This window comes from Tepidisphaeraceae bacterium, from assembly GCA_035998445.1.
Taxonomy (GTDB): Bacteria; Planctomycetota; Phycisphaerae; order Tepidisphaerales; family Tepidisphaeraceae; genus DASYHQ01.
On the sequence record DASYHQ010000052.1, the window covers coordinates 217,158 to 230,826 of the forward strand.

General features: G+C 65.7%; 10 protein-coding genes. 5 read left to right on the forward strand and 5 right to left on the reverse strand.

Annotation, left to right across the window (positions count from 1 at the left end; translation table 11 throughout):
• Nucleotides 1-37: 37 nt before the first annotated feature.
• Nucleotides 38-865: an ankyrin repeat domain-containing protein gene (locus VGN72_20660; GenBank protein HEV7301761.1), complete on the reverse strand. Its 828-nt coding sequence runs from the start codon at nt 863-865 to the stop codon at nt 38-40.
• Between the two features lie 231 nt (nt 866-1,096).
• Between VGN72_20660 and VGN72_20665 the strand changes: the two genes are divergently transcribed.
• The gene (locus tag VGN72_20665) at nt 1,097-2,374 is read left to right on the forward strand and encodes an MFS transporter (GenBank protein HEV7301762.1); all 1,278 of its coding nucleotides are present in this window, start codon (nt 1,097-1,099) and stop codon (nt 2,372-2,374) included.
• A 195-nt stretch (nt 2,375-2,569) separates the two neighbouring features.
• Here the strand turns inward: VGN72_20665 and VGN72_20670 are convergent, their stop codons facing one another.
• Genes VGN72_20670 through VGN72_20680 form a run of 3 tightly spaced genes read right to left on the reverse strand, consistent with a single transcriptional unit; the run spans nt 2,570 to nt 6,031 of the window.
• The gene (locus tag VGN72_20670) at nt 2,570-4,105 is read right to left on the reverse strand and encodes a response regulator (GenBank protein ID HEV7301763.1); all 1,536 of its coding nucleotides are present in this window, start codon (nt 4,103-4,105) and stop codon (nt 2,570-2,572) included.
• A 9-nt stretch (nt 4,106-4,114) separates the two neighbouring features.
• Nucleotides 4,115-4,576, reverse strand: a complete 462-nt coding sequence (locus tag VGN72_20675) for a response regulator (GenBank protein ID HEV7301764.1) — start codon at nt 4,574-4,576, stop codon at nt 4,115-4,117.
• 3 nt (nt 4,577-4,579) lie between these two features.
• Nucleotides 4,580-6,031 carry a CHASE3 domain-containing protein gene (locus VGN72_20680; protein ID HEV7301765.1) on the reverse strand — a complete coding sequence of 484 codons (1,452 nt, stop codon included), beginning with the start codon at nt 6,029-6,031 and terminating at the stop codon, nt 4,580-4,582.
• Nucleotides 6,032-6,186: 155 nt separating this feature from the next.
• Between VGN72_20680 and VGN72_20685 the strand changes: the two genes are divergently transcribed.
• From VGN72_20685 to VGN72_20700, 4 genes are all read left to right on the forward strand, one after another.
• Nucleotides 6,187-8,103, forward strand: a complete 1,917-nt coding sequence (locus VGN72_20685) for a tetratricopeptide repeat protein (protein HEV7301766.1) — start codon at nt 6,187-6,189, stop codon at nt 8,101-8,103.
• Nucleotides 8,104-8,279: 176 nt separating this feature from the next.
• On the forward strand, nt 8,280-9,344 hold the full coding sequence (locus VGN72_20690; GenBank protein HEV7301767.1) for an ABC transporter ATP-binding protein: 1,065 nt from the start codon (nt 8,280-8,282) through the stop codon (nt 9,342-9,344).
• Between the two features lie 35 nt (nt 9,345-9,379).
• On the forward strand, nt 9,380-10,966 hold the full coding sequence (locus VGN72_20695) for an extracellular solute-binding protein (GenBank protein ID HEV7301768.1): 1,587 nt from the start codon (nt 9,380-9,382) through the stop codon (nt 10,964-10,966).
• A gap of 44 nt (nt 10,967-11,010) precedes the next feature.
• A complete protein-coding gene (locus VGN72_20700; GenBank protein HEV7301769.1) occupies nt 11,011-12,798 on the forward strand; it encodes an iron ABC transporter permease in 1,788 nt (595 codons plus the stop codon).
• Between the two features lie 476 nt (nt 12,799-13,274).
• On the opposite strand, the gene VGN72_20705 is transcribed toward VGN72_20700, so the two are convergent.
• Nucleotides 13,275-13,658: a response regulator gene (locus VGN72_20705; protein HEV7301770.1), complete on the reverse strand. Its 384-nt coding sequence runs from the start codon at nt 13,656-13,658 to the stop codon at nt 13,275-13,277.
• Between the last annotated feature and the right edge of the window lie 11 nt (nt 13,659-13,669).

The window sequence follows — 13,669 nt, forward strand, 5'->3', positions numbered from 1 at the left end:
TAGACACGATCAGCCGCGCCTAAGCCACGGTCGCACGCTACTTTCCACCGAGCGCGGCGGCCGCATCGGTGTGCGTAGCGGCCCGTGCCATTTCCAATGCGGTGATGCCGCGGCGACCGTCGCGGGCGGTGGTGTCGGCGCCGGCATCCAGCAGTTGACGCACGATCGCGGTGTGGCCCTCAGTGGCGGCGAAGTGTAGGGGGGAGAACATCGCGTACGACTTCGATCGCACGTTCGGGTCCACCTTCGCATCCAGCAGCAGTTGCACGATGGGGCCGTGCCCCTTCCAAGCGGCCACGTGCAGCGCGTTCATCTGCATGGGCAGCGCACCGTAGTTCACGCGCCACATGCGGTCGGGTTTGGCACCGGCGGCCAGCAGGAGGCGCAGGCACTCGGTCTGACCTTTTTCTGCGCAGACGAAGACCGCGTCGTGGCCGTTGTTGAAGTCGACGGCGTCCAGCGATGCGCCGGCGTCGAGCAGCAGGCGCAACATCTCGAGGTTGCCAAAGTGGCACGCCGACATCACGGCCGACCAACCGTCACCAATGTCCCGCGTGCTCGCCAGCGACCTGTCGGCCGCCAATAGTTCAGTGACGCGGTCGATCTGATTTTCGTGCAGTGCGGTGAGGAAGGCGTTGCGCGACTTGTTCACCTCGCGCAGCCACTTGCGGGTGTCGTTCATCGATCCGCCTGGTGGCAGGTCGAGCGGTAGCTGGCCGTTCTCGTCGCGCGCGTAGAAATCCGCGCCGCTCGCAAGCAGCGCCTCGGCGGCCTTGCGGTCGTCGGCGTTGGCGGCCAAGTGAAGAGGCGATAGGCCTGCGTTGTCCGCCACTGCGACCGAGGCATGCTTCGTTGTGTCCGTCATTGTTTCCCCTGCCGTCGCGATGACGGCGTGTGTCGCTAGCGAGAGCCCGACAAGTGCGATGTAAGCCGATTTCATACTGCCCCTTTGCCGCGCGCTGTTGGCGGCCAAGAATGGTGAACCCGTCCCAATATTTTCACCGAACTCAGCCTGTGACGCAAACTTGTGCCACCCCTGTCGAGTGACGGAACTTGGCGATGTGCCGCCGCGCCTCCTACACTCCCCCCATGCGGAATGGCCCGCGAGCAGGAGCACGCGCTGACCGCGATCGAAACCGACCCGCAACCCGCGATCCCCTCAACCGCCACGGCACCCATCGCGCCAGAGCTACCGGCCCACACGCTCTACGTGATGGCGGCCGCATGCGGGGCGTCGGCGGCGAACATCTACTACTGCCAGCCGTTGCTCGGTGACTTCGCCCGGCAGTTCGGCGGCACTGCCCAACAGGCGGGCATGGTCGCGACGGCGGCGCAGGTGGGCTACGGGCTTGGGCTGCTGCTGTTCGTACCGCTCGGCGACATCGTCGAACGACGGCGCGTCGTGCTGACCCTCGTCGCGATCTGCGCCGTCCTGCTGCTGGCGACGGCCGCTGCGCCCACCTTGGCGCTGTTGATCGTCGCGCAACTGCTCGTGGGCATTACCGCCACCAGTTCACAGCTTCTGATTCCGCTCGGCATCGACCTCACGCCACCCGAGCGACGGGGTCATACCGTCGGCGTGTTGATGGCCGGCCTGTTGTGCGGGCTGCTGCTTGCGCGCGTGGTGGCGGGGTTCGTCGCCGACCACTTCGGTGGATGGCGGACCGTCTTCCTGCTGGCAGCAGGGGTGATGATCGTGCTGGGCCTGGTGTTGCGCGCCGAGCTGCCGCACCGTGCGCCGACGTTGAAGATGACCTACGGGAAGTTAATGCGGTCGCTGCTCGGCCTGTCGCTGCACACGCGAAACCTCTGGCCGGCCACGCTGGTCAGCGGGCTGTCGTTCGGCTCGTTTATCGGGTTCTGGACGGTGCTGTCGTTCTTGATGAGCGACTACTTCGGCCGCGGCGCGAGCGAGGCGGGGCTGTTCGGCATCATCGGGCTCGCCGGCGCCGCCGCGGCGCCACTGGCGGGGCGGGTGTCCGACCGCCGCGGGCCGGGGTTCACGCTGCTGTTGGCGCTGCTGCTGTCGATGGCGGCCTTCGCGCTCATGTGGGGATGGGTGGCGATCGCGTCGCTGGTGATCGGTGTGCTGCTGATGGACCTTGGCGTGCAGTCGATCCAGGTGGCGGCGCAGGCAAAGGTGATCGCGCTGGTGCCGGAGGCGCGCAGCCGGATCAACACGATCTACATGGTCGTCCGATTCATCGGCGGCGCCGCCGGCTCGGCGATTGCGGCAAGTGCATGGACCTACGCCAAGTGGCCCGGCGTCTGCGCCGCCGCGATGACCGGTTTGGCGCTGGCGACGGCAATCCACTTTATCGGTACGCGCAGGGAGCGGATGGCCATCAACCAGCCTGTTCCTGTGGCACCATGACGGAACTCGCCTTGACCGTGGCATGGGCGTCTCGCCCATGCTCGTAATAAGTCCAGAGAGCGAATTTCATTGCTGCGGCTTGATCCGCGCGGTACCCGAAGAATTGGACTTCCTATTCCAGTCCACACGCATGGGAGAGACGCCCATGCCACGGTCGGCGGGCATGCTGTAGATCGGTCAACTTCCGGTTGTGGGTCACTCGCTGGCGATCGCGCGTTTCACGGCGGCTTCGAGTTGCTGGAGGTTTACGGGCTTCACCAAATGCTCGGCGAACCCGGCCTCCTTCGATAGCCGCAAGTCCTCTTCCATGCCGAAACCGCTGAGGGCGATGCCCTTCACCGGCCGGCGAGTCAGGAGTTGGCGGATCAGGTCGAAGCCGCTGCCGTCGGGCAGGCCGATGTCGGAGATGATGACGTCAAACCCCTTGGCGTCGGCCACCTGAAGCGCCCCGGCGACCGTGTCGGCGATCTGCACGTTGCAGCCCCACATCTTCAGAATGCGGCCCATCGCGCGGGCGGTATCGGGATGATCTTCGACCAGCAGCACGCTGCAATCGGCAAGCGAGCTGCTGCCCGGTACGCGGCTGGTGCTGGACTGCGCGACGTCGCTCTGTACCGTCGCGGGCAGCGTCAGCGAGAACGTCGCGCCGCGACCGGCGCCTTCGCTGGCGGCCGTCAGGGTGCCGCCGTGCTGTTCGGCGATCGCGCGGCTGATGGCCAGGCCGAGGCCCAATCCACCAAACTGTCGGGTGACGTGTTTACCGCCTTGCTCGAAGGCGTCGAAGATGCGCGACACCTTATCCAGTTCGATGCCGACACCGCTGTCCGTCACGCTCACCTCGACGCGCCCGCCGGGCACGTTGGCGGTGCGGATGACGACGCTGCCCCCGGCATCGGTGAACTTCACGGCATTCTTCACCACGTTCCACAAAATCTGCTGCAACCGCGCCGAGTCGGCCTGCACGCGGTGATGGCGGGCCTCGAGGTGCGTGGCGACGGTGAGGCGCTTGGCGCGAAGGTCGGCGTCGCAGATCGCCAGCACCTGCCGCACCTTCTCGTGCAGATCGGTCGGCTGCAGGTGCAGTTCGAGCTTACCGCGGCTGACGCGCGTGAGGTCCAGCAGATCGTCGATCAGCTTTACCTCCAGTTCCACGTTCCGGCGGATCATCTGGATCTGCTCGCGCCAATGATCGGGCACCGATGAGTCGGTCTCCATCATCTGCACGGCGGTCATGACCGGCGTGAGCGGGGTGCGCAGCTCGTGCGACAGCACGGCGAGGAAGTGATCCTTCGCACGGTTGGCGGCCTCGGCGACGTCGCGGGCCTTGCGGACCTCTTCCTCAGCCTGCCGGCGGGCCAGCCGGTCGGCGGCCTCGCGCAGCGCCCGGCGAATGGCGCCGCCGAGCCGTTCGAGGTGGTCCTTCAGCACGTAATCAATCGCGCCGGCACGCAAAATGTCCACCGCGGCCTGCTCGCCCATGGCGCCGGAGACGATGATCACCGGCACCCCGGGCGTCACCTCGGCGGCAACCTCGATCGCGCCCATGCCGCTGAACTGCGGCAGGTTGTAGTCGGCCAGGATCAGGTCAACCGGTTCGCTCAGCAGCGCCGCCCGCATTGCGGCTTCCGTCTCCACGCGCGACATGCGAACCGTCAGCCCCTGCTGCGCCAGTTGCGCACGCAGCAGCTTGTGATCGAGCGGGCTGTCTTCGACGTGAAGGATCGACGTCATAGGGTCGCTTTACGCTTGCGAACGAGCGGTCAGCTGTGGGGGTGGTTGGTTGACCACGGCCCAGAACAGGCCAACCTCACGGATCGCTTGAAGGAACTCGTCGTGCGTGACGGGCTTCACCACGTACCCGTTCACGCCGAGGTTGTAGCTCTTGACCATGTCCTGTTCTTCGGCGCTGGACGTGATCATGACGACGGGCAACGTCTTGAACTGGTCGTCCTTGCGGATCTGCGCCAGCACGTCGAGGCCGTCCATGCGGGGCATCTTCAGGTCGAGCAGGACGACCGCAGGGCACGTCTCGTCGCCGCGCCCCTCGTGCGGGCCACGGCGGTAGAGATAGTCGAGCGCTTCGACGCCGTCGCGCGCCACCACGATCTCGTTGGCCAGACCGGCCGAGCGCAATGCCGCTGTGGTCAGCTTGATGTCGTTGACGCTGTCCTCAACGAGGAGGATCCGCTTGAGCTTGTTCAAAATCTACCTCGTGTCGTCGTCGGTACCGTCGCTGGGCAGCTTCGGAATCGTAAAGGAGAACGTGGCGCCTTCGCCCAGCTTTGCGTCGGCCCAGACGCGCCCGCCGTGCCGCATGATTATACGTCTTACGTTGGCTAATCCAATCCCCGTGCCTTCAAACTCTTCCGCGCGGTGGAGGCGCTGGAAAACCCCGAAGAGCTTATTGGCATACTTCATGTCGAACCCGGTGCCGTTGTCGGTCACAAAGTAGACGGTTTCGGGCCCGTCGGTGCTGGCGCCCACTTGAATCCGGGCCTCCCGCGTCTTGCCGGTATACTTGACGGCGTTGGAGACAAGGTTGTGCAAGACCATGCGCAGCAGGGCCGAGTCGCCGACCGAAGGGGGCAGGTGGCCGATCGTCCAATCAATCTGGCGGTCGTTCGTCTCGGGCTTCAGGTCGCGAAGCACCTGCGACAGCAGCGCGTCCATGTCGACCGGTTCCTTGCGCAGCTGCGCCCGGCCGATGCGGGAGAACGACAGCAGGTCGTCCACCATTCGCCCGGCATTCTTGGCCGTGTCGTAGATCGTGGTCAGGCTCTCCAGGTCGTCCGGGTCCATCTTTGGGCCGGCGCTCCTGCGGACCAGGTCGGCGAAGCCCGAGATGTGACGCATTGGGGCGCGCAGGTCGTGCGAGATCGAATAGCCGAACGCCTCGAGCTCCCGGTTGGCCTCCGTCAGCTGGGCCGATCGCTTCTCGAGCAACGCCGTGCGATCGGTGACGCGTTGCTCAAGCGTGGCGTTGAGTTCCTGCGCCTCGACGAGCGCCTGGCGGTAAGTGTTGCCCAGGGCGAGGAACTGCTTGCGCGCCAACCACGCCAGCACCCCGCCACCCAGCAGCGACACCGCGCCCAGCAGCAGCAGCGTGTTGCGTGTCGACTGGTGTGCCGCCGACGACAGCACGTCGCGCCGCGCTTCCTCCAACTTGATGAACTCGGCAAACTCGACGCGCGACGCATCCATGAAGCCCTTGCCGCGCAGGCTGTTGACGATCGTCATGTAGTCCTGCCCGCCTCGGCGGGCGCTGAGCACCTCGTGGGCGAAGGCCAGCCATTGGGCGCGCAGGCCGACGATGCGGTTCAACCGCTCCAACTCTTCCGGCCTGTCGGACAGCAGGTCCCTCAACTGCTGCGTCTCCGCCTCGATCTGGCTGCGCGCGATGTCGAACGGCGACGTGAACGCCTCATTGCCCGTGAGCAGGTAGCCGCGCACGCCCGTCTCCATGTCGAGCGTGAGCTTCTCGAGCGCGTTGACCTGCGCAAGGATTCGGTCGCTACGCTCGACGGCGATCGCGGTGTCCATCAACCCCTTGATCTGAAACGCGAGGATGACGGCAATGCAGATCATCAGGCCCATCGGCACGAGCAACGCGCTGATGATGAGCTGCTTAAAACTGGCCGCGGTCGGAATGGCAGACATGGACGTGATGATAGGGGCGACGATCCCGGCGTCTACGGGCGTTTCCATTGTGTGCCCGTTCGCGCCCGCTCGCCTTCGTGGCTTCCTCCCCTCCGGCAGCCACGGATGAAGGCTTTATGGATCGGCGGGCGATCGCTACAACTGACTGGCACACGATGTCGCGACGCAAGAAGAATGCCCGTTCCACCGCACCCGCAGCGCCACCGCTGCCAGGTGATTCCGCCGTGCGCACTCAGCGATCGGTCGCGATGCTGCTGGTGATCCTGCTGACGCTCGTCGCGATGGCCCGGCTGACCGGCGCCGACTTCACCAGTTGGGATGACTACGACACGATCGCAAGAAACCCCAATTTGAACCCGCCGACGTTTGAAAGCCTCGGCCGGCTGTGGACGACGGAACACATGCACCTGTGGGTGCCGCTGACCTACATGGTGTGGTGGGCGGTCGCTGGCGGTGCGCAGATCGAGCCGGACGGCGTAACGGGCATCGCGTTGAATCCGACGCTGTTTCACGGCGTCAACGTGCTGATCCACATCGGCGTGACGCTGGCCGTCTTCGGCTTGTTACGCGCGTTGCGGTTGCCCCACTGGCCGGCGGCCATCGGGGCGGCGCTGTTTGGCGTGCACCCGGTGCAGGTGGAAACGGTGGGCTGGACGTCGGGCACGAAGGACCTTCTCTGCGGGCTGTTTTCCGTACTGGCGCTAACGGGCTACGTGCGAGCGGCGCAGCGATCGGTCGACGACGACACAACGAAACGGGTCGCGGTGACGGCCAGGCGTGCGCACCTCGTTAAGCCGTACGCGTGGGCAACGCTCGCGCTAGTCGCGGCGATGCTGAGCAAGCCGACGGCGATGGTCGTGCCGGTGATGGCGTTTGTCGTCGACGCGCTGCTCATCGGGCGGCCGGTGCGACGGGCAGCGGTGTGGCTGGCACCGTGGGTGTTGTTGAGCATCGCGTGCGCGATCGCCGCACGGCTGGTGCAACCGATCGGGGACGTCAGTCACGCCGGGCCGCTGGTCTATCGACCCCTGGTGGCGCTGGACGCCGTCGCGTTCTACATCGGCAAGCTGCTGTGGCCGATGAACCTCGCGGTCGACTACGGCCGCACACCGCATATGACGATCGCCAGCGGCTCGCCGTTCGTCACGTGGGTCGTGCCGGTCGCCTTGCTGGCAGTGGCGCTGTGGGCGTGGCGCAAGCACGGTCAAGCCGTGCCTCTGGTCGCGTTGGCGATCTTCGCGATCGGCGTGGGGCCGGTGATCGGGCTGGTATCGTACGATTTTCAGCGCCTGTCGAACGTGGCCGACCATTACCTGTACCTGCCGATGATCGGCGTCGCGCTGCTAGTCGCGTTTGCGATGTCGAGGGCAAGTGGTGCGACTGGCGCGGTGCGTCCGATCTGGCGCACGGTGGCCGCGGTGCTGCTGGTCGTGCTGGCGGTGCGGTCGGCGGTGCAGGCGGGCACGTGGCGCGATACTGCGTCGCTGTTCAACCACGTGCTGCGCGTCAACCCCACCAGTGGCACGGCCTACAACTCGCTGGCGACGCTGGCGGTCGAACAACGACGGCCGACCGACGCCATCCCGCTCGCCGAGCGCGCGGTGCAGCACGCACCGAAGATGACCGAGGCCTGGGTGACGCTGGGGGCCGGTTACGCGATGACCGGCGACATGGCCCGCGCCACCGCCGCGTACCGCAAGGCGGTGGAGGTCGATCCCAACGAACCCCGCGCGCTCGCCGCCCTGGGTGGCGCCACCGCGATGCTTGGCGACTTCGACGCCGCAACACCGATGCTGCAGAAGGCGATCGCGATCGACCCGAGTAATGCCCAGGCGCAGTTGAACCTCGGCACGATCTTCGCGCAACTCGGCCGGTTCAACGACGCCGTTCCGCACCTGCGCGCCGCGACGGAACTGAACGGCCACAACCCACAGGCGTGGACGAACCTCGGCATCGCCCTCGCCCGCACCGGCCAGCACGAGGAGGCTGCCCGTTGCTTTCAGACCGCGCTACGGATCAACCCGCAGTTCACGCCGGCGCGCAACGAACTGGAGATGCTGGGCGCAAAGTAGTTGCCGCATGGCAACAGATGTGGAGCGAACGTATCGATTGCCGGCCATTGCTTGCCGCCGCTCGCGTTCCTCTGCGGGAATACCCCCGGCACTTTTGGTTAGCACTGCGCTAATCCCTGTGGCGCCCCGAATCTTCCGAGCATTTTCCACTTCAGCCTGTACAATCGCCGCCCGTCATGACGGAAGTTCGCTTTGAGCACATATCCAAGCAGTTCGGCTCCACGGTCGCGCTGGACGACATCGACATCCAGATTAACGCTGGTGAGCTCTTCTTCCTGCTGGGCCCCAGCGGGTGCGGTAAGAGCACACTGTTGCGCTTAATCGCGGGCTTACACGAACCGACTTCCGGACGAATCTGGTTCAACGGGCGCGACGTAACGCACCTGGGGACCGACAAGCGCAACGCCGTCATGTGCTTTCAAAGTTACGCGCTCTGGCCGCACATGAGCGTGCGCGAGAACGTGCGGTTCGGCCTTGGCGTGCGCGGCGTGTCGCGCCGCGAGCAAGACGGGCGCATCGACGAGGTGCTGAACCTCGTGCAGATGGTGCCCTACGCCGACCGCAAGCCCAACCAACTCTCCGGCGGACAACAGCAGCGCGTGGCGCTGGCCCGCGCGCTGGCGGTCAAGCCCGACTGTCTGCTGTTGGACGAGCCGCTGAGCAATCTGGATGCGAAGCTGCGTCACGAGATGCGCAGCGAGATCCGCCGCATCTGCAAGACCGCCGGCTTCACCACGATTTACGTCACGCACGACCAGAAGGAAGCCCTCAGCGTCGCCGACCGCATCGCCGTGCTGAAGGCGGGCAAACTGGTGCAGGTGGGCACGCCCGGCGACCTGTACCACACGCCCAACAGCGCGTTCGTCGCCGACTTCATCGGCCAGACCAACCTGCTGGCCGGCACGGTCGCGGGTGTCGACGGCAACACGATGACGATCGACACCGCGGCGGGGCGCGTTACGGCCGCGAAGCAAAACGGCGCAACACCTGCGGGTAAGGTGACGGTCAGCATTCGGCCCGAACAGATGCGCATCGCCCGCAACGGCCAGCCCGTCGGCGTCAACCGCATCGCCGGGCAGGCCGTCGAGAGCACGTTTCTTGGCGAGGCCAGCGAGCACGTGCTGCAGATGACCGACGGCACGCGCCTGAAGGTGATCGCCGCGCCACCGCTATTCGACGTGCGCGGCGACCTTGCGGTCGAGTTCGACCCGAAGGACGTGGTGGTGCTGGCCGACGAGTGAGGAGGGTGCGCCAACTTCCGCTGACTGGAGGGCACATGCGACGTTACATCTGGATCATCCTCTTCTTCATCGTCCTCGTCGCGCCGTTCGTCGTGCGCCAGTTGGTTGCCAAGCGGGCGGATGAGTTGCCCGGTGCGAACGGTAGCGACGCGCTAGAGCTGACGATCGTCACGCCGCACAACCAGGACATTCGCCGCGCGTTCGCCGCGGCGTTTTCCGATTGGCACCAGAAGCACCACGGCCGGCCGGTGCGCATCACCTACCTCACGCCCGGCGGCACGAACGACATCGTGCGCCTGTTGAACGACAAGTACGACGCGATGCGCAAGGGCGGCAAGCTGCCACCCGAATCTGATTTTGCGGCCGACATCGACATGATGTGGGGTGGTGGTGACTTTCCGTTCGACGTCGAGCTGAAGCCCAAGGGCCTGCTGAAGCCAGTGAACGTGCCGGCCGACGTGTGGACCGCGGCCTTCCCGGCGCCGGACATCGCGGGCATCGCATTATACGAGGCGGCCAGCAAAGATCGGCCCGGGGCGGCGCCGCGCTGGGTCGGCACCGCGCTCAGCTCGTTCGGGTTGATCTACAGCCCACCGCTGTACGCGACGCTCGGCCTGCCGGCGCCCACGCGGTGGGAGGAACTGGCCAACCCCAAACTCGCGGGCCTCGTCGCGGGGTCCGATCCCGTGCGCAGCGGGTCGATCGCCGTCGCCTACCTCACGATCCTGCAGCGCGCCATGGTCGATGCGGAAGAAGCGCTCTTCACGGCCCAGCCTGACGTCAAGGCCATGCCGAAGGCCGAGCGCGAGAAGCTGCCCGAGTACCAGGATGCGATCGCTGCGGGTTGGAAGAAGGGCATGGGCACACTGCAGCTGATGGCGGCCAACGCGCGATACTTCACCGACAGTGGCAGCCAACCGTGCAACGACGTCGGCAACGGCGAGGCCGCCGCGGGCGTGGCGATCGACTTCTTCGCGCGCGTGAACGAGGAAGCCCTCGGCCGCGACCGCATTCGCTACGTCGCGCCCCGTGCCGCCAGCGCGATCAACGCCGACCCCATCGCGATCCTGTACGGCGTCACGGGTGAACGCGAGGCGCTGGCCAACCGTTTCATCACCTGGCTGCTGATGCCCGAGACGCAGCACCTCTGGGCGCTGCGTGCCGGGGAAAGTCCGCACGTGCCGCGCGCCTTGCGACGGTTGCCGATCGTGCGGAGCGTTTACGCCGACCGCAGCCGCTGGGCGGATGACGTTGACCCGTTCGTCGAGTCGGGCGGCTTCAACATGCGGCCCGAGTGGACGATCATGCTGTTCTCCGAGATGCGCCCCATCTGGTCGGCATCGTGGATCGACGCGCGGTCGACGCTGAAGGAATCGTACAGGACGATCCTGTCCGTCAAGGACGATGCCCTGCGTGCCCAGCTGGTCGCCGAGCTTGCCGACGTGCCGATGGAGATGAAGGACGTCCTCGATCGGCGCGCGCGTAAGAAGCTGATCACCAGTGGTGAGGACACGGAAGAGACGGACGTGCGCATCTGGATGGCGAAGATGCGCATCGCGACGGCGGAGAAGTTCCGCGACCACTACCGTGCCGTCGCCGCCAAGGCGGAGGCGGCGCGGTAGATCCAGCCGGCGCCGCAAGCGCAACACCCTCGAGACTTTCACCCATGACCACCGCCAACACGCAACCGCTGCTCCCCGTCATCAAGCCACCGGCGCGGTTTCGTTGGTCGGCGTTGCCGATGGTCGGAAGGGCGTCGCCGTTCCACACGTTCTTGTCGGTATTATTGCTGATTTTCTTCGCCGTCTTCCTAATCTGGCCTATTTTAAACGTCGTCGCGACGGGGTTCACGGACAAGAACGGCGACTTCACCACCGAGTACCTGCGCCTCGTTTTGACCAACCCGGTGCAGCTCCGCGGGCTGATGAACTCGACGATCATCGCCGTCCTCACCACATTGCTGACGCTCGTGATCGCGCTACCGTTGGCGATCCTCAGCGTGCGCTACGAGTTCCCGGGCCGCGGCATCATGGGTGGGCTGGCGCTGGTGCCGATGATTCTGCCACCGTTCGTGGGCGCCGTCGGCATGCGGCTGGTGCTGAGCCGGTTCGGGCCACTCACGCAGATCGTGGGAGGCGGGGACGGCACGGGCATCGATTGGTTAGGCAACTTACGTTTGTTCGGCGTGGTGGTCGTGGAATCGCTGTCGCTCTACCCGATCATGCTGCTGAACGTGCAGGCGGCACTGGCGAACATCGACCCCGCGATGGAGCAGGCGGCCGCCAACCTCGGCGCGAGCCGCTGGACGATCTTCCGCCGCATCACGCTACCGCTCATTCGGCCGGGGTTGTTCGCCGGTTGCACGCTCGTGCTGATCTGGAGCTTCACCGAGCTGGGCACGCCGCTCATGTTCCAGTTTTACGACGTGACGCCGGTGCAGGTGTTCAACCAGATCACCGAGCTGGATAACCCACTGCCGTATGCCTTGGTGGTGGTGATGCTGTTCTGCTCGACGCTGCTGTACCTCATCGGCAAGGTCGTGCTCGGCCGCAGTTTCGATGCTGCCACCACCAAGGCCAGCACGATGTTCACGCCCGTGAAGCTGCGCGGCTGGCGCGCCGCGGCGGCGCTGGCGCCGTTCGTGATCGTGTTCGGGCTGGCGGTGCTTCCGCACCTGTCGGTCATTCTCACCAGCATCAGCGAGACGGGCGCGTGGTACCGGTCGGTGCTGCCGCGCGAGATCACGGCGTCGCACTACATGCAGGCGCTGGAGGACGAACTGGCGCTGCCCAGCGTCTGGAACAGCATCCGGTACGCCGGCACGGCGACGCTGGTCGGTCTGGTCGTTGGCATGGCCGCCGCGGTCGTCATCGTGCGCAGCAAGGTACCGTACCGCGGGCTGATCGATTCGCTCGCCATGCTGCCACTGGCGGTGCCGGGGCTGGTGCTGGCGTTCGGGTATTTGTCGATCAGCAACTTCTTCAAGCAGAAGCTCGGCAGCGACGTCCCGAACTGGCTCGACGTGCAGAAGAACCCGGTCGTCCTGCTCATCCTCGCCTACGCCGCTCGGCGCTTGCCGTACATCGTGCGCAGCGCCGCCGCGGGCTTGCAGCAGACGCCCCAAGATTTGGAACTGGCGGCGGCGAACCTCGGCGCGTCGCGCGTCACCGTGCTGCGGCGGATCGTGGTGCCGCTCATCCTGGCTAACCTGCTGGCCGGCGCACTCATGGCGTTCGCGTTCGCGATGCTGGAGGTCAGCGATTCGCTGATCCTGGCGCAAACGAGCCGTTTCTACCCGATCACCAAAGCCATCTGGGAACTCAGCCAACGCCTCGGCGACGGCCTCTATATCGCCAGCGCCCTCGGCGTGTGGGCGATGGTGCTGCTGACGCTGACGATCCTGTCGGCCAGCGCGCTGCTCGGCAAGAAGATGGGCGCGATCTTCCGCGTGTGACCGCGCTGCAACCATGGGCGGCATTAGCTCTCAACCGTCATCCTGAGGTACTCCGAAGGATCTCCATGTATTCGTACTTGGGACGGAAGAGATCCTTCGGAGTACCTCAGAGGGCGTTAAAGAACACGGTGCTGCTCGTTTTTCACCGTAGCATGGGCGTCTCGCCCATGACTGTCTTGAGGCCGAGGCTGATTGTCTGTCAGAGCCATTTCAGTCGAATCGGGTTGGCCTGAGTCCCATCGATTGTCCTGCTGACGGATATGGGCGAGACGCCCATGCTACGGTCGGAGGGGGCGCGGCATTGTTCTTATCACTCTCTCAGGATGACGAGTTCCTGAACGCTTACGGTCTCGCCGATCCGAAGGACGCCCGCGCGCGTAAAAAAGCGGCGCGAGCGGCAGTCATCGCCGCTCGCGCCGCACACACTTGCGACGCGGCCATCCCACTGATCCGCGTCGCGCCCAGATCGCCCGTCGCTAATGAATCATCGCCTCGACCGGCAGCAGGCGCGTGAAGCGCTCTTCCATCTCGTCGAAGCCGAGCGTGGCCTTTACCCAGCAGTCGCTGGCGCCCAGGCTGCGCAGGTGGTCGTGGAACGCCGTGTCGGACAGCGACGTGTACATGATGACCGGCAGGTCGGCGGTGAGCGGGTCGCTGCGGATCTCGCGCAGCACCTGCGTGCCGTCCATGTCGGGCATCATCGCGTCGAGCAACACGAGGTCGGGCTTGGTCAGGCGCACCATGCCGAGTGCCGTCTCACCCGTGCTCACGCACGCGGCGGCATGACCGGTCTGGTGCATCAGGCGCAGCAGTGGAATACATTGTTCGAGGCAATCGTCAACAATCAGAATTCGTCCCATTTCTTCAGCCC

Coding starts and splice junctions, on each gene's coding strand:
- VGN72_20690 (HEV7301767.1), top strand. CDS start 8,280: ATGACGGAAGTTCGCTTTGAGCACATATCCAAGCAGTTCGGCTCCACG.
- VGN72_20705 (HEV7301770.1), bottom strand. CDS start 13,658: ATGGGACGAATTCTGATTGTTGACGATTGCCTCGAACAATGTATTCCA.
- VGN72_20695 (HEV7301768.1), top strand. CDS start 9,380: ATGCGACGTTACATCTGGATCATCCTCTTCTTCATCGTCCTCGTCGCG.
- VGN72_20685 (HEV7301766.1), top strand. CDS start 6,187: ATGTCGCGACGCAAGAAGAATGCCCGTTCCACCGCACCCGCAGCGCCA.
- VGN72_20670 (HEV7301763.1), bottom strand. CDS start 4,105: ATGACGTCGATCCTTCACGTCGAAGACAGCCCGCTCGATCACAAGCTG.
- VGN72_20665 (HEV7301762.1), top strand. CDS start 1,097: ATGGCCCGCGAGCAGGAGCACGCGCTGACCGCGATCGAAACCGACCCG.
- VGN72_20660 (HEV7301761.1), bottom strand. CDS start 865: ATGACGGACACAACGAAGCATGCCTCGGTCGCAGTGGCGGACAACGCA.
- VGN72_20680 (HEV7301765.1), bottom strand. CDS start 6,031: ATGTCTGCCATTCCGACCGCGGCCAGTTTTAAGCAGCTCATCATCAGC.
- VGN72_20700 (HEV7301769.1), top strand. CDS start 11,011: ATGACCACCGCCAACACGCAACCGCTGCTCCCCGTCATCAAGCCACCG.